Raw genomic sequence first — 17,599 nt, 5'->3', positions numbered from 1 at the left:
CGGGTCCTAGTTCTCGTTTGCCATGAAGCCGTCGGGCGCGGGGCCGTCGTATTCGATGGCGCTGGCGGCGGCGGCAGACATGACGAAGCCGATCGGCCTTGTCTGTTCTTCAAGCAGGTGGCCGATCAGCCCGGCGGTGCGGGCCAGAAGCGGCACGCCCTTCAGGGCGAGCAGCGGGTAACCGGCATCGAGCAGCACGCAGGGAATGGCGCTTGAAACGTTCATGACCAGTGGCCTGCCGATGATCTCGGGGATGAGCCCTTCGACCGTCTTGGCGATCTCGCAATGGATGCCGGCGACGCCGAGTTCGCGGGCGATCGCCAGCAGGCGTTCGGCGCGCGGGTCATGGCCCTTGTGCAGGGGGTGCCCGTAGCCGGGCACCGGCTTCTTCTGTTGCCTGTAATCGCGCAACAGCTTTTCGGCGGCGGCTTCCACCGATCGGCCGCTCGCCTCCGCCTTTTCGCGGATATCGCGGAAGAAGGCTCCTGAGGTCTCGGACGCGCCGAGAATGACTGAACCGCAACCGAGAAGACCGGCGGCGACGGCGCCCTGAACCGCTTCGGGAGAAGCGGCGAGCGTCATCCGCGCCACCTGCACGCTTGGCACCAGGCCATGTTCGGCGATCGCCACCAGCGTCGCGTCGAGCATGCGGCGCTGCTTTTCGTCCGGCAGAGAGCCGGCGACCAGCAACCAGGTATATTCCGTAAACGAGATCGAACCGATCAGGTTGTCGACGAGGTCATGGCCCCGTACGATGATCGTCTCCGGATTAGAGGTGCAGATCGCCTGGTAGGGCGCGGATTGCTTGCCGATTTTCATGCTGATGTCCTTGGAGAATGGTTAGGCTGCAACGCTGGCCTTGCCGGCGAAGCGGCTGGCCCAACGGTCGAACTGATCCATGAACTGCTGCAGGAAGAGGCGGGTTTCCTCATTGGTCACATCGCCTTCGGGGGTAATGAGGCCGGGCGGCAGATGGATGAACGCTTCGGGTAGCCCCATCACGGCAACGTCGAGGCAGCCGAGAATGGCACGCAGGTGCTGCTGCGCCGCTGCGGTGCCGATCCGGCCGTAGGAGGCGCCTGTGATCGCTGCCGGCTTGCCGGCCCAGGCGCTGGTATCCCTGGGCCGCGAAGCCCAGTCGATGGCATTCTTCAGCATGGCAGAGATCGAGCGGTTGTGCTCGGGGGTGACGAAAAGCAGCGCATCGGCTCGCTTGATCTCTGCCTTCAACCGTTCGACCTGCGGGGGCGCGCCGGCATCCAGCACGTCCTGGTCGAAGATCGGCAGGTCACGGATCGTCACCCATTCGAAATCGATGTCGGGCTTCGCGAGCCGCGTCAGGGCGAGGGCGAGCAGCCTGTTGAGCGACGCCTGCCGTGCGCTTCCGACGATGACTGCGATGTGCAATCGCGCCATGAATCCCTCCCATGCCATCCTTAAAAGTATTCGCTTGGCGAATTTATATTCGTATAATGAATTTCGATGACGCGGAGTGTCAAGCCCTGTCGCAGGAGCTTTGAAAATTTTCGCAGGCGGAGTTGGTTTTGAGGGATCAGCGGGTGGCCGGGTTGGCCGGCGCCAGCGAATGCACAAGCGCCGGAAAACGGCTGAACAGCTGAGAGAGCCGGTTGGCCGCCAGCCGCAATTCCGGCAGGCGCTGTTCGACCAGTTCCTCCGGCGTCAACCGGGGCGTATAGCCGGAACTGTTGATCGCGCAGACGACCCGTCCGGTATTGTCCTTGACCGGCACGGCAAGCGCTGTAATGCCGTAATCGAGCTGGTCGACGGTGATCGAATAGCCCTTTGCGCGGGTCTCGATCAGGATGTCGCGGAGTTCGGCCTCGTCGGTCACCGTGTAGTCCGTCAGCTTCACCGGCGTATAGGCCTGAAAAAACCGGTCCATCTCCTCTTCCGCAAGAGCTGCCATCAACACCCGGCCCATCGAGGTCGCGTAGGCTGGATAGGTGACGCCGAGGCTGGCATTGCGCCTTACGCCGCGGCTTTCGGAAAGATGTGCAATGTAGAGCACGTTCGTGCCGTCGAGCACGGCCATGTTGGCGGCATCGCCGAAAAGCGAGGTGATCCGGTGCAGTTCGGGAGTGACCGCTTCTTCGACATTGAAGGCGTTCAGGTAGGCGGAACCGAGGGTGAGGACGCGGGGTGCGAGGAGAAAATGCTTGTTGTGCCGGCGGATGAAACCGAGCGCCTCGAGCGTCAGGACATTGCGCCGGACGGTGGCGATCGACATGCCGACCTTGCGGGAAAGCTCGGCCAGCGTCATTTCCGGGTCCTTGGCGTCAAAAGCCTCCAGAACCGACAATCCTCGTGCCAACGCCTCGACGAACTCGGGCGAATTGCTGTCAATCATCGGAAATTCTCCTGCTGTGCGGCATTTCGTTCGCACACGGGATTGACAAGCGCAAGACCTGCTGCCTATCGTTATGCGAATATTTATTCGTCTAGCGAATTTTCTTGGGAGGGAAAAGCTATGAAGACAAGGCGTCAGTTTCACAAGCTCATGGCGGTAACGGCTGCGGGTCTTGCCGCGCCTGCAATCCTGGGCAGCAAGGTATTCGCGCAGGACAAGCCGATCCGGGTTGGCGCCAGCGTGTCGCTCACCGGTCCGCTTGCGAGCACCAAGAACGGCCAGATCGGTTACGAGCTCTGGCGAGACGATGTCAATGCGGCAGGCGGCCTTCTCGGCCGCAAGGTCGAACTGGTCATCTACGACGACCAGAGCAGTGCCGCCAACGTGCCGGCGATCTATTCGAAGCTCGTCGATGTCGACGCCTGCGACGTGCTGTTTTCGCCTTATGGCGCCAACCTTTCCGCGCCGGTCATGCCCTTCATCAAGCAGCGCGACCTGTTCATGATCGGCATGTTCGGCCTCGCCGGCAACGATGTCGCCAAGCACGACAAGTTCTTCCACAGCGGCCCGTGGGGGCCGAATTCCGGACGGGACTGGGCCCGCGGCTTCTTCGATCTTGCCAAGGCGCAAGGGGTCAAGAAGATCGCCATCATCAATGCCGACCTGGAATTTTCGAAAAACGCCGCAAAGGGCGGCGCGGAAGTCGCCAAGGAATACGGCATGGAGGTCGTGTTCAATCAGAGCTATCCGCCGAACACGTCCGACTTCTCCTCGATGATCCGCAATATCAATGCGGGGGATCCGGAAGCGATCTTCATCGCCTCCTATCCGGCCGACAGCACGGCGATCATCCGCGGTGTCAAGGAAATCGGCATTTCCGACAAGGTGAAGCTCTTCGGCGGCGCCATGATCGGTCCACAATACGGGGCGCTGCTCGGTTCGCTCGGTCCCGAACTCAACGGGCTCGTGAACTCGCATACCTTCGTTCCGGAGCCCACCATGCAGACACCGGCGATCAAGAGCTTTTTCGACCGGTACACGCCCATCGCCGTGAAGCAGGGTGTCGATCCGCTCGGTTTTTACATTCCGCCCTTCTATTATGTCGCCGGCCAGCTGGCGGCGGCTGCGATCACCGGTTCGAAATCTGTCGACCCGGCCAAGATGGCGGCCTTCCTGCATGCCAACGCCGTCGATACCATCGTCGGCAAGATCGCCTTTACCGAGATCGGCGACTGGAAGGAACGCCGCGTCCTGATGGTGCAGTTGCGCGGCATCAAGGGCAACGATCTCGAACAGTTCCGCAATCCGGGCCACCAGGTCATCCTCGACCCGCCGTCCCTGAAGACCGGCGAGCTTGCCGCGCCCTACAACAAGGCGCGCGCCAGCTAATCCTTCAACCGATCCAGAGAGCCGGCGCAAGGCCGGCTCAAGGACCCTTTACATGCTATCGATCGACATTCTGCTGAACGCCATTGTGACGGGCATTATGCTGGGGAGCGTTTATGCATCGCTCGCCCTCGGGCTCGGGGTCACCTTCGGCACTCTCCACATCCCCAATATCGCCCATCCGACGCTCGTCGTCGCCGGCGCGTTCTTCGTCTACACGCTGACCCAATGGGGGCTTGATCCGATCGTCGCGGCGTTGATCGGCCTTGTACCCTTCTATCTTCTCGGGGTCGTGCTCTACGCCTTTTACTCGGCTGTTTTCGAACGCAAGGGCGGCGCCAACGTGCTGCAGAGCCTGACGCTGTTCTTCGGCCTGTCGCTCGTCATCGAGATCCTGCTGTCGCTCGGCTTCGGTTCCGAGCTCAAGTCGGTCAGCGTTTCCTATATCGGCTCGAGCCTCAAGCTCGGCGTCCTCACCGTTCCCTACCGGCTGCTGATCCCCGCGCTTCTCGCCCCCGTGACGATCGCAGCCGTCTGGTTTTATCTCAGCCGCACCAATTCCGGCACGGCGATCCGCGCGGTGGCCCATGAGGAGCGGGCGCTTTCGATCGCGGGCCTCAATCCGGCCTCCGTCAAGCGGCACGCTTTCGGCATCGCCACCGCGACCGCCGTCATCGCCGGAGCCGCCCTGATCATGGTCGGCCCGATCGAGCCCTTTGCCGGGCGCTACCAGATCGGCCGGGTCTTTGCGATCGTGGTTCTCGCCGGCATGGGGTCCATTCCCGGCAGCCTGGTGATCGCAATCATTATCGGCATCGCGGAGGCGCTGGTCTCCAGCTACCTCAATCCCTCCTGGTCCCCCGGCGTCGCCTTTGCGATCCTGCTGCTGGGCCTCGCCCTGCGCCCGCAGGGCCTGTTCGGAGCTGCGCGATGAGAAAGAATTCCCTCGTCTTCCTCGCGGGTATCGTCATAGTCCTGGCGCTCGGCTTCCTGATGCCGTGGCTGCTCAGGAACCCGTTCTATTTCTTTGCCGGCTATGTCGTCCTTCAATATGTGACGATCGCCACCGGCTGGAACATTCTCGGCGGTTACGCGGGCTATATCAATTTCGGCGCGGCCGGTTTCTTCGGCGCCGGCGTCTATCTTTCGGCATTCCTGTTCACCACGTTCGGCCTGCCGCTGCCGCTCTGCATCCTGGCTGCCGCGATTGTCGGCGCCATTCTCGGCGTGCTGATGGGCTACCTGACATTGCGTATCCAGGGCGTCTATTTCGCCATCGCCACGCTCGGCCTCGTCGTTGTCCTCGAAACCATCGTGCACAACATCTCAGGTCTCGGCGGGGCAAGCGGCATGGCCGTCTACGGCCCGCGGCCGCCTGCCTGGAGCCCCGGGCCTTCGCAATACAATTTCACCGTCATGGTGGTGATCGCGGTCGTCAGCGTCGCACTCGCCCGCTGGGTGGAGATTTCCTGGATCGGCCGTGGATTGAGGGCGGTGCGGGCAAGCGAGGACGCGGCGGAATGTTCAGGCGTGCCGACGCTTCGCCTCAAGCTGGTCGCCTGCGCCCTGAGCGGCGCGGTGCTTGCCGCGGCCGGTGCGCCCTATCCGTTCTACACGTCCTTCGTCGAACCGGTCACGGCCTTCAGCCTGATCATCGGTTTGAACGCCATCGCCATGCCGCTGATCGGCGGCACCCGAACCTGGGTTGGCCCGGTGATCGGCGCTCTTCTGCTCGCCTCGGTTCAGCAGATCGCCACGGTCACCATATCCTCAGAGCTCAACATTCTCTTCGTTGGCGCGGTCCTGATCGCCTTCGTGGCTTTTGCTCCCGGCGGCATTTCCGATCTCTTCTTCCGCAAAAAAGGCAGGGCAAGACCATGACGGAGGCGGTTCTCTCCCTCAAGGGCGTCGAAAAACGGTTCGGATCGTTCCGCGCGCTCGGTCCCGTCGACCTCGATGTCGGCGCAGGCGAACGGCTCGGCATCATCGGCCCGAACGGTTCCGGCAAGACGACGCTCATCAACTGCATCACCGGCGTCTACCGTCCCGACAGCGGATCGGTGTTTTTCGAGGGCCGGGATATCTCGCATCTTCAAGCCCACAAGCGAGCCCGGATGGGCATCGCCCGCAGTTTTCAGATCCCGCGGCCGTTCACCGGCATGACCGTGTTTGAAAACCTCCTCGTTCCGCTCGATTACTGCCATGTCGAGGGCAGCAAGCATGAGCGGGCAAGAGCGGTGCTTGCGAGCGTCGGGCTGTCGGGCCGCAGCTCGGATCCGTCCGAGAAGCTGACCCAGCTTGAATTGCGCAAGCTGGAACTGGCTCGCGCGCTTGTCGGAAATCCGAAGGTCCTGATCGCGGACGAGGCAATGGCGGGCTTGTCCGAAGAGGAGATCGACGAGGTTCTGGCGATCTTGCTCGCGCTCAACCGGTCAGGCGTCGCGGTGATCATGATCGAACATATCATGCATGCGGTCATGCGCTTTTCCGAACGGGTCGTCTGCTTCGAGACCGGCCGCCTGATCGCCGCCGGGACCTCATCGGAGATCGCCGAAAATCGGCTCGTTCAGAAGGTATATTTCGGTGAATAGGCTGATCATTGAAAACCTGTCGGCAGGCTACGGTGCCGTCTCGGTCCTGCGAAAGGTCTCGCTGGAACTGAACGAGAGCGAAATGGTCGCGCTGCTCGGCATGAACGGCAACGGCAAGAGCACGCTGCTCAACTGCATCCTCGGTTTCGTGCGGGCCAGCGCGGGTCGGATCGTGCTCGAATGGAACGGCAAGAATACCGACCTCACGAAACTTCAGCCGCACGAAATCGTCCGCCATGGGCTGTCGATCGTCCCGGAGGGGCGGCGCCTCGTGCCGAACATCTCGGTCGAGGACAATCTCAAGCTCGCGGGCAGCAACCCGCTGGTCCGGGACCGGATGAAGCAGAACCTCGCCTATTGTTTCGAAACCTTTCCGCTGCTTCTGGAGCGCCGCAGACAGATCGCTTCGACCATGAGCGGCGGCCAGCAGCAACTGCTGGCGATCGCCCGTTCGCTGATGACGGCGCCGAAGATCATCATCATCGACGAACCCTCGGTGGGCTTGGCGCCGATCGTCGTGCGCGACGTGCTGAATGCCATCACCCGGCTGCGCGAGAAGAGCAACATGACGATCCTGATGGCGGAGCAGAGTTTCTTCCAGGCGATCGACGTGTCGTCGCGCGCCTATGTGCTGGCGCATGGCAGCATTCAACGGGAGTTCAAGCGCTCGGATGGCGAGATCGCCCATGACGAGATCCGCCGCGCCATGCTGGGCGCACATTAGGGGAGGCATATCGGAACCGCGGTGATCATGACGGACGGCGGCATCAGGCGGATGCGCTAGGGTTTCCGTTGAACGATCGCCTTTGCGATTGCGGGGCCGCCGAGCATGAAGCTTCTGACGCCGTCGCGGACGATGTCGTCCAGAGATTCCGGGGTGGGCGTCGCATATACGAACCGACGGATCGCCAGATAGAAGATGCGGCCGTGGAGACCCCAGAACAATTCGGTCTCCCGCTCGCAAAGCGGCGCCTCGTCCGGGCCCGGCAGGCCCAGCTCGTGGCGGAGTTCGAGGCAGGCAGGCTCGACGATCTGCCGGCGCACGATGTCGAGATAGCGCGTCGTGATGTCGAAGGTCTTGAGGCCGGAAAAGACGAAGATCCGGACCCAGTCGTAGTGGAAGACGCGCTCCACATAACGCAGATAGAATTCCGTCAGCCGGCTTTCCAGTGATCGGCCGCGGTCGATGATGAGATCGGCCCAGCTATCGTCCCAGCGGCTGAGATAAACATGTTCGTAGACCCGCTCGATCAGGGCTTCCTTGCTGGGAAAATGCCGGTAGATCGCCGAATGCGTGATACCGATCCGCTTGGCGAGCTCGCGGGTCTGGCCCTCGAAACCATGTTCGGCGAAGAAGCGGACGGCCTCTTCCAGGATGAACTGTTCACGCTCGTTCGCCCGCATGTATTGTTTGGGACGCCGCGGTTTTTCTCCGCCACCTTCGCGCTCAAGGCTGTTCTGCTGATCCGTCATGCCTGCCCTGATCTGCCATGCCCGCCACCGAGTCATCGGCAACCTTGTTTCGCATAGCGATACCGCGACAGGCGTTTGAGACCAAGTGGTAATTTTATTTGAGACCAGTTGGTTATTTTTCTTGACCGGCGGATCGACCTGCGAAATATTGTAACCAAGTGGTCACAAATCCGGAGGGCCACGTGGGAGGAGCCGGTGAAGGCGAGAGCTTTCGACTACATGCGCCCGAAATGCGTGCAGGAAGCCTTGGAAGCTTTCGCCAGCGCGGATGGTGATGCGAGCTATATCGCGGGAGGGCAGAGTCTCGTCCCGGCGCTCGCGCTTCGGCTGCAGGCCCCCGGCCTTCTCATCGATATCGCTCGCCTGGACGAACTGCGCGGTCTTTCCATCGTCGACGGTCATCTGCGCATCGGCGCCACCACCCGCCACTGCGAAATTCTCGGCTCGAACCTCGTGCGGGAACATGCGCCACTGCTTGCAAAAGCGGCTCCTTTCGTGGCGCACCCGGCGATCCGCAACAAGGGTACATTCGGAGGTAGCCTGGCGCTTGCCGATCCCGCATCGGAATTTCCCGCCATGGCGCTGGCGCTTGATGCGATCATCGAAATCGCCTCGGTTGAAGGCAGCCGCCGCGTCGGCGCCGGGGATTTCTTCATCGATCTTTATGAAACGGCGCTTCAGCCCGGCGAGATCATCACCGCGGTACACGTCCCCGTGGCAACCGTGAAAACCCGGACGGCCTTCGACGAATTGGCCCGCCGGCGCGGCGACTATGCGATCGTCGGCGCAGGCATCGATGCGCAGATGCAGGGCGGTTTTGTCGAGCGCATGCGGATCGCCTTCCTTTCGGTGGGCCCGACGCCGGTCAGGGTGAGTGCGGTCGAAGCCGCGTTGACCGGGCGGCAGTTGACGCCGGAGGCGATCCGGCAGGCACAGGACGTGCTCGGCACGGAGCTTGATCCGGCCGGCGACGAGCACACGCCTCCAGAGATGCGCCGGCATCTTGCAAGGGTGTTGCTCGGACGACTGCTTGGTCGGCTGGAGGCGAATGTATGAGCGGCAAGGTGGCAATTTCGCTGACCGTGAACGGCGAGACGATCGAGGCGCTGGTTGCACCGCGCACCACGCTTGCCGATTTCCTGCGGCAGGACATCCAGCTCACCGGTACCCATACGGGTTGCGAAATGGGTGTCTGCGGCGCCTGCCTGGTACTGCTGGACGACCGACCGGTGCATGCCTGCCTGATGTTTGCGGTGCAGGCCGACGGCTGCGCCGTCGAGACGATCGAGGGCCTGACCCATCGACGAGCGATCGACGACCTCCAGAAGGTGTTTCACGAGCGCAATGCGTTGCAATGTGGTTTCTGCACTCCGGGCATGCTGGTGAGTGCCTACGGGATTCTGGCTTCCGGGGGTGAACCCGATCGCGACGGTATCCGTGACGCGCTCTCCGGAAACTACTGTCGCTGTACCGGTTACGAAGCGATCGTCGATGCGATCGAAATGACGGCGAGACAGCGTCGGCAGCATAGGGAGGAGGAGGCATGAACGCGTTTGCCGGCTCCATCGACAGGCCAAACTCCTATATCGGCCGCTCTGTATCGCGACCGAATGCCAAACGTCTGCTCGAAGGCCGGGGGCGGTATGTGACCGATCTCGTGCTGCCGCGCATGCTACATGCGGCTTTCGTCCGCAGCCCCTATGCGCATGGAAGACTTGTCTCGATCGATATCGAGGAGGCAAAGGCCCTCTCCGGCGTTCGCGCGGTCTTCACGGGTGAGGACCTGGCATCGATCTGCGCGCCCTGGACCGGCACGCTCGAGCATTTCAACAACATGAAGTCTCCGCCGCAAGTGCCGCTACCTCTCGAAAAGGTGATGTGGTCGGGGCAGCCGGTCGTTCTCATCGTCGCCGACAGCAGGGCAATCGCCGAGGATGCCGCCGAGCTGGTGATCGTCGATATCGAGGAGCTTCCGGCGCTGGCGGATCCGGTCGAGGCCATGTCTGCCGAAGCGATGTCGCAAGAGCTCGCCGACAATATCTGCTTTGCCACGAAACTCGACAGTGGCGGCGTCGAGGAGGCATTCGATGCAGCGGACACGACGGTCGGGCAGAGCTTCATTTTCGGCCGGCACACGGCGGTGACGCTCGAACCGCGCGCGATCGTTGCCGACTACGATCCGAGCGAGAACCGGCTGACGGCCCACCACGCGACCCAGACGCCCTATCAGTTCCAGGATGTCTATTCCCGCCACTACGGCATTCCGGAAGCCAATGTCCGCGTCATCGCGCCGGATATCGGCGGTTCGTTCGGAATGAAACTGCATGTCTATCACGAGGAGATGGCGGTTGTCGGCGCGTCGATCCTGCTCGGTCGCCCCATCAAATACGTCGCCGACCGGATGGAATCCTTCGTCTCGGATATTCATGCCCGCGACCACCGGGTAACCGGGCGTCTTGCCCTCGACAGGGACGGCCGCATCACGGCTATGGATGTGGACGACGTAACCGCGATCGGCGCCTTTTCGAGCTATCCGCGCACCAGCGCGGTCGAGGGAAACCAGGTCATCCGCCTGATGGGCGCGCCTTATGACTTCTCGTCCTATCGCGCCAATCTTTCGGTCGTGTTCCAGAATAAGGTGCAGACCAGCCAGTATCGCGCCGTCGGGCACCCGATCGCCTGTGCGGTGACGGAATGCCTGGTCGATGCCGCGGCGCGCGAACTGGGGCTCGATCCGTTTGAAATCCGCGAACGCAATCTCATTCCGGACAACAGCTATCCCCGCACATCGCCGACCGGATACCAGTTCGAAAAGCTCTCCCACCAGGTCTGTCTCGCGCGACTGAAGTCGATCATGAATTATGACGATCTTCTTGCGGAGCAGGCAGATCTGCGGGTGAAAGGTGTGCTGCGCGGTATCGGTATCGCCCTCTTCGTGGAGATCACCAACCCGAGCCCGGCTTTTTACGGTGTCGGCGGCGCGCGGATTTCCGCGCAGGACGGCGCCATCCTTAAACTCACGCCGTCCGGCGAGGTGCATTGTTCGATTTCCGTGACCGAACAGGGCCAGGGGACGGAGACCATCATCGGTCAGATCGTCGCGGACCAGCTCGGCATCGATCGTGAAAAAGTGCGGGTGATGACCGGCGACACGGATACGACACCCCACGGCGGCGCCACCTGGGCCTGCCGTGGGGCGGGCATCGGCGGCGAAACGGCGCTGCAGGCGGCGCGCAAGCTGAAGGCAAATCTGCTCGCCGTTGCGGGCCTCATCCTGCAGGCGCAGCCGGGCGAGCTTGATATCCGCGCGGACTGGATCGTCGAGGCGGTCACGGGCCAGCAACGCATCAGCCTGGCGGAAGTCGCACGCATCGCTTTCTTCCGGTCGGACACGCTGCCGCCCGAAACTCAGGCGCAGCTTTCCGTTGTACATCACTATGCGCCGCAAGGTTATCCGTTCGCATTCACGAACGGGGCCCAGGGCTGCCTGGTGGAAGTGGATGCGGAGACCGGTTTCGTGAAGATCCTCAAGCATTGGGTGGTCGAGGATTGCGGCCGCATCATCAATCCGCTGCTGGTCGACGAACAGGTGCGGGGCGGCGTGGTGCAGGGGCTGGGCGCGGCCTTTTTCGAGGAATGCCTCTACAACGAGGACGGTCAGCTCACCAACGGTTCGCTTGCCGACTATCTCGTGCCGATGGCCTGCGAGATGCCGGATATCGAGATTTCCCACGTGGAGACGCCGACCCGGGACACCGAACTCGGTGCAAAGGGCTGCGGCGAGGCGGGCACAGCGGCGGCTTCCGCTGCCGCGATGAATGCCGTCAACGATGCGCTTGTCGGACACGGCGCGGTGCTGACGCAGATACCGATGACGCCGACGCGCATTTTGAGGGCGCTCGGCACGATCTGAACGCAATAACGATCCGATGTCAGGAGGAGGACAGGATGACAAACGAAATTGAGAAGCTGGCTTTAAGGCCGATCGGCCGCCGCGCAGCCCTTATCGGGTTGGCCGGCGTGGCCGGAACACTTTCGATGCCGTGGATAGCCCGGGCGCAGGCGGAAACCATCCGCATCGGGTTTCCGACGCCTTTGACCGGCCCGTTCGCCGCCGAGGCCAACGACCAGGTCCGCAGCGCCCAGCTCGCTGTGAAGCTTGCCAACGACAAGGGCGGAATTGCGGGCCGCAAGGTCGAGCTCCTGGTGCGCGACGACAAGCTGAATGCCGGCGAAGCCGCTACCCGAACGCTCGAACTGATCGAAAAGGACAAGGTTCATGCGGTGGTCGGCGCACTTTCGAGCGCCGTACAGCTTGCGGTCAACGAGGTGACCCGTGCCCGCAGCATGCTGTACATCTCGATCAGCCAGTCGGACACCATCAACGAGATCAAGGATTTCAGCCCCTATACGTTCCATGAGGCGCTCAATCCGACGATGACGACCGCGGTCGTCGCCAAGCACAGTTTCAAGAAGGGTTCGAAGGTCGCCTATCTTGTTGCCGACTATGCCTACGGTCACGAGATGCTGCGCGGTTTCAAGCGGGCGGCCAAGGAAATCGGTGCGCAGACAGTCAGCGAAATCCTGCACCCGTTCGGCGCGGCGGACTATTCGACCTTCATCCCGACCATCCTGGCATCAGGCGCAGACATCCTCTGCATCTGCAATTTCGGCCGCGATCAGGCCAATTCCATCAAGCAGGCGGTGGATTTCGGTGTGAAGGATCAGATGAAGATCGTCGTGCCGGTGCTGCTCCATAACCAGCGGCTTGCGGTTGATCCCGAAGTTTTCGAAGGGGTCACCGGCGGCGCGAACTATTACTGGGGCCTGGAAGAAACGGTGCCTTCCGCAAAGGCGTTCAACGACGCCTTCAGAGCCATGTACAAGGGCACGATCCCGACCGATTACGGAGCCTACGGCTATACCGGCGTCGCTTCCCTGTTGATGGCCATCGAAAAGGCAGGCGGAACGGAGCCGCAGAAGGTCATAGCGGCCCTGGAAGCGTTGAAATATGATATCGCCAAGGGAGAGCAGTCCTACCGCAAGTGCGACCACCAGTCGATGCAGTCGGTACTCGTCCTGGAATCAAAGGCGAAGAAGGCGATGAAATCGGATGCCGATCTCTTCAAGATCGTCGCCGCGGAACCTGCATCGGAGAGCGTTCTGCGAACCTGCTCCGAACTCGGCTTCAAGAGCTGATACCCTGGGACGGATGAGGTCATGACTGTCCAATTGATTGCAATGCAGCTGTTTTCGGGTCTCGCGCTGGGCGCGGTCCTGATCATGGTTGCGCTCGGCCTGTCGATCATCTTCGGCATGCTCGGCATCGTGAACTTCGCACATGGTGCGCTGTTCATGGTGGGAGCCTATGCGGGGCTCTACGTTGCCGGCCTGACGGGGAGCTTCTGGTGGGCCCTCCTGATCGCGCCGGTCATGATCGGCCTGTTCGGCATGCTGATCGAGCGTTTCCTCATCCGTCCACTCTATGGCCGCTCGCCGGACGATCCGCTGCTTCTGACCTTTGGCCTTGGTTACGTGCTGGTCGAGGCGGTACGGATATTTTTCGGCACCGACGGCATTCCGTTCTCGACGCCGGGAGCCCTTCGCGGTGTGGTGAACCTCGGCATCGGCTTTTTTCCGCTCTACCGGCTGTTCGTCATCGGCGTGGTCGTCGCCGTTCTGTTGCTGCTGTGGATCGGTCTCGAAAAGACGAAATTCGGCCTGATCGTCAGGGCAGGTTCCGCCGATCCGCTGATCATGCGCGTGCTGGGTGTCGATATCAGCAGGTTGTGGCTGGTCGTGTTCGGGATCGGGGTCGGCATCACCGCACTCGGCGGCGTGCTTGCTGCGCCGATGCGCAATGTCAGCCCGGAAATGGGCACCCTGGTGCTGGCCGAGGCCTTCGTGGTGACCGTCATCGGCGGCATGGGCTCGCTTCCTGGCGCCGTCATCGCCGGGCTCATCGTCGGCGTCTCGGTCAGCATGACATCGCTCTTCGCACCGGAAATGGCAACGATCGTCATGTTCGCGCTGATGGCGCTCATTCTGCTGGTGCGTCCGAACGGCCTTTATGGCCGCGCCGCACCTGGACTTTAGGGAGACCGCCATGTCCGTCATCAGAAATGCGGAACTTGTCCCGGCGCCCGCCCGCCGCAGCTTCGCGACGCTGTTTTCCAACGTCAGTCGCTGGCGGGTACCGCTTTCAATCCTGGCGCTCTGCATCCTGCCCTGGGTGCTGCCCTCGCAGGCGCTGGCCGTCAACGTGCTGATCTACGGCCTCGTCGCGGTCGGATACAACCTGCTTTTCGGTTACACCGGCCTGCTTTCCTTCGGTCATGCGGCCTTCTTCGGGGCCGGAGCCTATGCGACGGGTATTGCGATCGGTGCTTTCGGGGTCCACTGGTTCATCGCGATGCTGATCGGCGTGCTGGTTTCGGGCCTGCTTGCGACGGTCATGGGCGTGCTCGCCATCCGCACGCGTGGCATCTACTTCTCGATGGTGACGCTCGCGCTGGCACAGCTCGTCTACTATGCGGCGCTGCAAGCCTCCTCCTGGACAGGCGGCGAAAACGGTCTGCGCGGCTTTACGGTCAGCACGCTGCACCTTCCCGGCTTCTCGGTGAATTTCCTCGATCCTCTCGTGAAATATTACGCGATCATGATCGTGGTCGCGGCAGCACTCTGGTTCGTGTCGAGGGTACTGAGTTCGCCTTTCGGCGCGGTGATCGAGGCGATTCGCGAAAACGAGACGCGGGCGCGCGCCTGCGGTTATGATGTCGAGCGAACCAAGCTGTTGTCCTTCATCCTTTCCGGCATTCTCTGTGGGCTCGCGGGCACGCTGTCGGCGATGCATCTTTCGATCGTGCCCCTGGATTCGCTCCACTACCATACGTCCGGTCTGATTGTGATGATGACGCTGCTCGGCGGCGCCGGCAGCTTCTTTGGTCCCTTTATCGGCGCGCTGGCGTTTCTTTCCATGGAAGACATCTTCTCGCTCTGGACATCCAACTGGCAGCTCATTGTCGGCGTGATCTTCATCCTCTTCGTCCTCTATCTGCCGAAGGGCATCTGGGGCACCTTGATCTCCTGGGGTAAAAGTCGATGAGCGCACCCATCATGAGCGTTACCAATATCGGCAAGCAGTTCGGGGGCCTGGTCGCGTTGAAGGACGTGACGGCCGATTTCCGGGAAGGCCAGATCACCGCCATCATCGGGCCGAACGGTGCCGGCAAGAGCACGTTCTTCAACATCCTGTCCGGCGCCCTGAAGCCCTCGAGCGGCACGCTCAGGTTTCGTGGCGCGGATATGGCGGGCGTGCCGCAGCACGACTACGTGCACCGCGGAATCGCCCGCTCGTACCAGATCACCAACATCTTCCCCAACCTTTCCGTCCTCGAGAACGTCCGTGTCGCCGCACAGGCTTTCCGGTCCCGCATGAACATCTGGGCAGACCGCAGTGCAGACCGGGATAGCCTGGACAGGGCGTCAACCATGCTCGCATCTGTCGGGTTGTCGGCGCGGGCGGCGACGCCGGCCAAGTTCCTGGCGCACGGACAGCAGCGTGCGCTGGAGATCGCTATCGCCCTGGTGGCCGATCCGGCGCTTCTTCTGCTCGATGAGCCGACTGCAGGGATGGGGCCGGAAGAGACGCGCGAGATGGTCGCGCTGATAGAGAAGCTGGCGGCCCAACGCACGATCCTGCTGGTCGAGCACAAGATGAAGATGATCCTCGGCCTCAGCGACCGCGTGCTCGTACTTCACCATGGCCAGTTGCTGGCCGACGGGACACCGACCGAAATCCAGGCGAACTCCGAGGTTCGCCGCGTCTACCTGGGACAAAACGATGGCTATGCTTGAAATCGAAGGCCTGAACGGCTGGTATGGCGCGAGCCATGTGCTTCACGGGGTATCGTTCGCGGTGGAACCCGGCGAGATCGTCGCGCTTGTCGGCCGCAACGGCGCGGGCAAGACGAGCATCATCCGTTCGATCATGGGTCTCATGCCGCGCACCACCGGCGCCATCCGCTTCAACGGCGAAGACATATCCCGGCTAAAGGCTCATGACCGCTATGTCCGCGGCCTCGCCTATGTTCCCGAGGAACGTCGTATCGTGCGTGGGCTGACGGTGCTGGAAAACCTGCAGCTGGGGCTCGTCGCCGACCGCAAGCGGATCGACGAGGCGGCTGCGATCGACGAGATCGCCCGCAGTTTCCCGCGTTTGAAGGAGCGGTTGCATCAGGAGGGTGTGACGATGTCGGGCGGCGAGCAGCAGATGTTGGCGATAGCCCGCGCCATGATCGCCCGGCCGAAGATGATCCTGCTCGACGAGCCGTCGGAGGGCATCATGCCGGTGCTGGTCGAGGAGATGGGCGCACTGTTCAGGCGGCTGCGGGAGGAGGGGACGACGCTGCTCCTTGTCGAGCAGAATGTCGAATGGGCGCTGAACCTTGCGGACCGGGCGGTTATCGTCGACCAGGGCGAGATCGTCTATCGCAGCGATGCCGCAACACTTCTGGCGGACAAGGACATTCAGGAGCGATACTGCGCGGTCTGAGCCGCAATCCACCGACCCGATCATCATCGAACACAGGGCTTCGTCGGTTACGCGGCGAAGAGCGATATTCCTATGGAAATCACTGGAGAATACCGGCTGGAAGAGCCACGTGACGACGTGTGGGCGAGGCTCTTCGATCCCGATGTCCTGCGCCGTTGCATTCCGGGGTGCAAGGAACTGACGCAGACGGCCGAGAACAGTTTCGACGCGAAGGTCGTGCTCAAGATAGGCCCGGTTTCCGCAACCTTTGCGGCCACCGTCGAGATCATCGATATCGAGGCGCCGGAGAGCTGCCGCATCATCGGCAAGGGAAACGGCGGCATTGCCGGTTTCGCCAAGGGAGACTGCGCTGTCAGGCTTGCGCAGGATGGCGGCGCCACCATCCTGACCTATAGCGCCAATGTGGACATCGGCGGAAAGATTGCAGCATTGGGCGGCAGGTTGGTGCAGGCGACATCGAAAAAGCTCGCCGACCAGTTCTTTGTTTCATTCTTATCGCGCGAAGATTAATGCGGGCTGATGCGGCTCGAAACGGAGATCCCCTCATTTGAAGTGGGGGTTATCCTCCCGCTCCAGCACCGCCCTCACGGCCGGCCGCTCGAGCATCTGGTTGTGATGCCTTGTGAAACTCTTCAAGCTGTCCATGGGCAGTCCGTTGCTTCTTCCCCAGCCGTAGAAGACGAGGGCGTAGGGATCCACCACCGTGTATCGGTCGCCCATGATCCACTCGTTGCCAGCGATCAGCCCGTCTATCTCCTGCATGCTCTCCCAATAGGAAGAAACTGCCTTGCTGCGAACGTCGTCATAAATTTCTTTTCTTTCGACGAACCTGTAAGGCCTGAACTTCGCTCTCTGGAAGATATGAGGCGTGTTCGAGAACCAGGCCATCTGGGAGATGCAGAGCGTCTGGCCGAGGGTGTCCGCCGGAAACAGGCCGGCGTCAGGACTGGTCAGGGCAATAAACGTCAATATGGCGGTGTTCTCGGTGATCACCCTGCCATCCGGCGCGATGAGTGCCGGCACCCTGCCACGGGGATTGATTGCGAGGTATTCCGGAGTGAGATGCTGGTTTTCCGAGAGCAGCGTCCTCACCGGTCTAAACGGCTTGCCGGTCTCCGCGAGGGCGATGTGCGATGCCAGCGCACAGGATCCGGGACTGTAAAACAATGTCAATTCGCCTGTCGGGTTCGATATTCCGCCCGCAGCTGCAGATTGATCCGCCATTCT

At 61.9% G+C, this 17,599-nt stretch carries 19 protein-coding genes; 14 read left to right on the top strand and 5 right to left on the bottom strand.

Annotated elements, in window-relative coordinates; all coding sequences use genetic code 11:
* Nucleotides 1-6: 6 nt before the first annotated feature.
* The 3 genes from ACZ9EJ_RS30395 to ACZ9EJ_RS30385 form a co-directional block, all read right to left on the bottom strand.
* Nucleotides 7-819, bottom strand: coding sequence for a citryl-CoA lyase (locus ACZ9EJ_RS30395; RefSeq protein ID WP_046640030.1), 813 nt, complete (start codon nt 817-819; stop codon nt 7-9).
* Between the two features lie 21 nt (nt 820-840).
* Nucleotides 841-1,416 carry an NADPH-dependent FMN reductase gene (locus ACZ9EJ_RS30390; RefSeq protein WP_046640031.1) on the bottom strand — a complete coding sequence of 192 codons (576 nt, stop codon included), beginning with the start codon at nt 1,414-1,416 and terminating at the stop codon, nt 841-843.
* A gap of 136 nt (nt 1,417-1,552) precedes the next feature.
* Nucleotides 1,553-2,368, bottom strand: coding sequence for an IclR family transcriptional regulator domain-containing protein (locus ACZ9EJ_RS30385; protein ID WP_046640032.1), 816 nt, complete (start codon nt 2,366-2,368; stop codon nt 1,553-1,555).
* 120 nt (nt 2,369-2,488) lie between these two features.
* Here ACZ9EJ_RS30385 and ACZ9EJ_RS30380 point away from each other — a divergent pair, with 120 nt between their 5' ends.
* The 5 genes from ACZ9EJ_RS30380 to ACZ9EJ_RS30360 are packed head-to-tail and all read left to right on the top strand — an operon-like array spanning nt 2,489 to nt 7,069.
* Entirely contained in the window at nt 2,489-3,757 is a 1,269-nt protein-coding gene (locus ACZ9EJ_RS30380; protein WP_046640033.1) for an amino acid ABC transporter substrate-binding protein, read from the top strand.
* Nucleotides 3,758-3,809: 52 nt separating this feature from the next.
* Nucleotides 3,810-4,688 carry a branched-chain amino acid ABC transporter permease gene (locus ACZ9EJ_RS30375; protein ID WP_046640034.1) on the top strand — a complete coding sequence of 293 codons (879 nt, stop codon included), beginning with the start codon at nt 3,810-3,812 and terminating at the stop codon, nt 4,686-4,688.
* Nucleotides 4,685-5,635, top strand: a complete 951-nt coding sequence (locus ACZ9EJ_RS30370) for a branched-chain amino acid ABC transporter permease (protein WP_046640035.1) — start codon at nt 4,685-4,687, stop codon at nt 5,633-5,635. The genes ACZ9EJ_RS30375 and ACZ9EJ_RS30370 overlap by 4 nt, the downstream gene beginning before the upstream one ends.
* A complete protein-coding gene (locus ACZ9EJ_RS30365) occupies nt 5,632-6,345 on the top strand; it encodes an ABC transporter ATP-binding protein (protein WP_046640036.1) in 714 nt (237 codons plus the stop codon). Before ACZ9EJ_RS30370 ends, ACZ9EJ_RS30365 begins: the two co-directional genes overlap by 4 nt.
* Entirely contained in the window at nt 6,338-7,069 is a 732-nt protein-coding gene (locus tag ACZ9EJ_RS30360; RefSeq protein ID WP_052754065.1) for an ABC transporter ATP-binding protein, read from the top strand. The genes ACZ9EJ_RS30365 and ACZ9EJ_RS30360 overlap by 8 nt, the downstream gene beginning before the upstream one ends.
* A gap of 56 nt (nt 7,070-7,125) precedes the next feature.
* Here the strand turns inward: ACZ9EJ_RS30360 and ACZ9EJ_RS30355 are convergent, their stop codons facing one another.
* Nucleotides 7,126-7,749: a TetR/AcrR family transcriptional regulator gene (locus ACZ9EJ_RS30355; protein ID WP_046629797.1), complete on the bottom strand. Its 624-nt coding sequence runs from the start codon at nt 7,747-7,749 to the stop codon at nt 7,126-7,128.
* Between the two features lie 264 nt (nt 7,750-8,013).
* On the opposite strand from ACZ9EJ_RS30355, the gene ACZ9EJ_RS30350 reads away from it, so the two are divergent.
* From ACZ9EJ_RS30350 to ACZ9EJ_RS30310, 9 genes are all read left to right on the top strand, one after another.
* Nucleotides 8,014-8,874, top strand: a complete 861-nt coding sequence (locus ACZ9EJ_RS30350) for an FAD binding domain-containing protein (RefSeq protein ID WP_046640037.1) — start codon at nt 8,014-8,016, stop codon at nt 8,872-8,874.
* Nucleotides 8,871-9,365, top strand: coding sequence for a (2Fe-2S)-binding protein (locus tag ACZ9EJ_RS30345; RefSeq protein ID WP_046629615.1), 495 nt, complete (start codon nt 8,871-8,873; stop codon nt 9,363-9,365). The genes ACZ9EJ_RS30350 and ACZ9EJ_RS30345 overlap by 4 nt, the downstream gene beginning before the upstream one ends.
* On the top strand, nt 9,362-11,731 hold the full coding sequence (locus tag ACZ9EJ_RS30340; protein ID WP_046629612.1) for a xanthine dehydrogenase family protein molybdopterin-binding subunit: 2,370 nt from the start codon (nt 9,362-9,364) through the stop codon (nt 11,729-11,731). Before ACZ9EJ_RS30345 ends, ACZ9EJ_RS30340 begins: the two co-directional genes overlap by 4 nt.
* Nucleotides 11,732-11,766: 35 nt before the next feature.
* Nucleotides 11,767-13,017: an ABC transporter substrate-binding protein gene (locus ACZ9EJ_RS30335; protein ID WP_046629610.1), complete on the top strand. Its 1,251-nt coding sequence runs from the start codon at nt 11,767-11,769 to the stop codon at nt 13,015-13,017.
* A 21-nt stretch (nt 13,018-13,038) separates the two neighbouring features.
* Nucleotides 13,039-13,914 (top strand): branched-chain amino acid ABC transporter permease, encoded by an 876-nt coding sequence (locus ACZ9EJ_RS30330; protein WP_046629608.1) that lies wholly within the window; start codon nt 13,039-13,041, stop codon nt 13,912-13,914.
* Between the two features lie 10 nt (nt 13,915-13,924).
* Complete coding sequence (locus ACZ9EJ_RS30325) at nt 13,925-14,923, top strand: branched-chain amino acid ABC transporter permease (protein WP_046640038.1); 999 nt, start codon at nt 13,925-13,927, stop codon at nt 14,921-14,923.
* The gene (locus ACZ9EJ_RS30320; RefSeq protein WP_046629604.1) at nt 14,920-15,675 is read left to right on the top strand and encodes an ABC transporter ATP-binding protein; all 756 of its coding nucleotides are present in this window, start codon (nt 14,920-14,922) and stop codon (nt 15,673-15,675) included. Before ACZ9EJ_RS30325 ends, ACZ9EJ_RS30320 begins: the two co-directional genes overlap by 4 nt.
* Nucleotides 15,668-16,372 carry an ABC transporter ATP-binding protein gene (locus ACZ9EJ_RS30315; RefSeq protein ID WP_046629602.1) on the top strand — a complete coding sequence of 235 codons (705 nt, stop codon included), beginning with the start codon at nt 15,668-15,670 and terminating at the stop codon, nt 16,370-16,372. Before ACZ9EJ_RS30320 ends, ACZ9EJ_RS30315 begins: the two co-directional genes overlap by 8 nt.
* 72 nt (nt 16,373-16,444) lie before the next feature.
* On the top strand, nt 16,445-16,882 hold the full coding sequence (locus ACZ9EJ_RS30310) for a CoxG family protein (protein ID WP_046629601.1): 438 nt from the start codon (nt 16,445-16,447) through the stop codon (nt 16,880-16,882).
* A gap of 33 nt (nt 16,883-16,915) precedes the next feature.
* Here ACZ9EJ_RS30310 and ACZ9EJ_RS30305 read toward each other — a convergent pair whose 3' ends face one another.
* Nucleotides 16,916-17,596, bottom strand: a complete 681-nt coding sequence (locus ACZ9EJ_RS30305; protein WP_046629599.1) for a glutathione S-transferase family protein — start codon at nt 17,594-17,596, stop codon at nt 16,916-16,918.
* Nucleotides 17,597-17,599: the final 3 nt, after the last annotated feature.

It is taken from the genome of Neorhizobium sp. USDA 3394, assembly GCF_056280385.1.
Note: the sequence above shows the minus strand (reverse complement) of the source record. Positions and strands in the feature narration are given on the sequence as shown.

Bases quoted from the DNA above. Each gene is read 5' to 3' on its own strand.
- ACZ9EJ_RS30345 (WP_046629615.1), top strand. From the start codon at position 8,871: ATGAGCGGCAAGGTGGCAATTTCGCTGACCGTGAACGGCGAGACGATC.
- ACZ9EJ_RS30355 (WP_046629797.1), bottom strand. From the start codon at position 7,749: ATGCGGGCGAACGAGCGTGAACAGTTCATCCTGGAAGAGGCCGTCCGC.
- ACZ9EJ_RS30385 (WP_046640032.1), bottom strand. From the start codon at position 2,368: ATGATTGACAGCAATTCGCCCGAGTTCGTCGAGGCGTTGGCACGAGGA.
- ACZ9EJ_RS30330 (WP_046629608.1), top strand. From the start codon at position 13,039: ATGACTGTCCAATTGATTGCAATGCAGCTGTTTTCGGGTCTCGCGCTG.
- ACZ9EJ_RS30335 (WP_046629610.1), top strand. From the start codon at position 11,767: ATGACAAACGAAATTGAGAAGCTGGCTTTAAGGCCGATCGGCCGCCGC.
- ACZ9EJ_RS30390 (WP_046640031.1), bottom strand. From the start codon at position 1,416: ATGGCGCGATTGCACATCGCAGTCATCGTCGGAAGCGCACGGCAGGCG.
- ACZ9EJ_RS30365 (WP_046640036.1), top strand. From the start codon at position 5,632: ATGACGGAGGCGGTTCTCTCCCTCAAGGGCGTCGAAAAACGGTTCGGA.
- ACZ9EJ_RS30380 (WP_046640033.1), top strand. From the start codon at position 2,489: ATGAAGACAAGGCGTCAGTTTCACAAGCTCATGGCGGTAACGGCTGCG.
- ACZ9EJ_RS30370 (WP_046640035.1), top strand. From the start codon at position 4,685: ATGAGAAAGAATTCCCTCGTCTTCCTCGCGGGTATCGTCATAGTCCTG.
- ACZ9EJ_RS30305 (WP_046629599.1), bottom strand. From the start codon at position 17,596: ATGGCGGATCAATCTGCAGCTGCGGGCGGAATATCGAACCCGACAGGC.
- ACZ9EJ_RS30310 (WP_046629601.1), top strand. From the start codon at position 16,445: ATGGAAATCACTGGAGAATACCGGCTGGAAGAGCCACGTGACGACGTG.
- ACZ9EJ_RS30340 (WP_046629612.1), top strand. From the start codon at position 9,362: ATGAACGCGTTTGCCGGCTCCATCGACAGGCCAAACTCCTATATCGGC.
- ACZ9EJ_RS30375 (WP_046640034.1), top strand. From the start codon at position 3,810: ATGCTATCGATCGACATTCTGCTGAACGCCATTGTGACGGGCATTATG.
- ACZ9EJ_RS30395 (WP_046640030.1), bottom strand. From the start codon at position 819: ATGAAAATCGGCAAGCAATCCGCGCCCTACCAGGCGATCTGCACCTCT.
- ACZ9EJ_RS30325 (WP_046640038.1), top strand. From the start codon at position 13,925: ATGTCCGTCATCAGAAATGCGGAACTTGTCCCGGCGCCCGCCCGCCGC.
- ACZ9EJ_RS30320 (WP_046629604.1), top strand. From the start codon at position 14,920: ATGAGCGCACCCATCATGAGCGTTACCAATATCGGCAAGCAGTTCGGG.
- ACZ9EJ_RS30315 (WP_046629602.1), top strand. From the start codon at position 15,668: ATGCTTGAAATCGAAGGCCTGAACGGCTGGTATGGCGCGAGCCATGTG.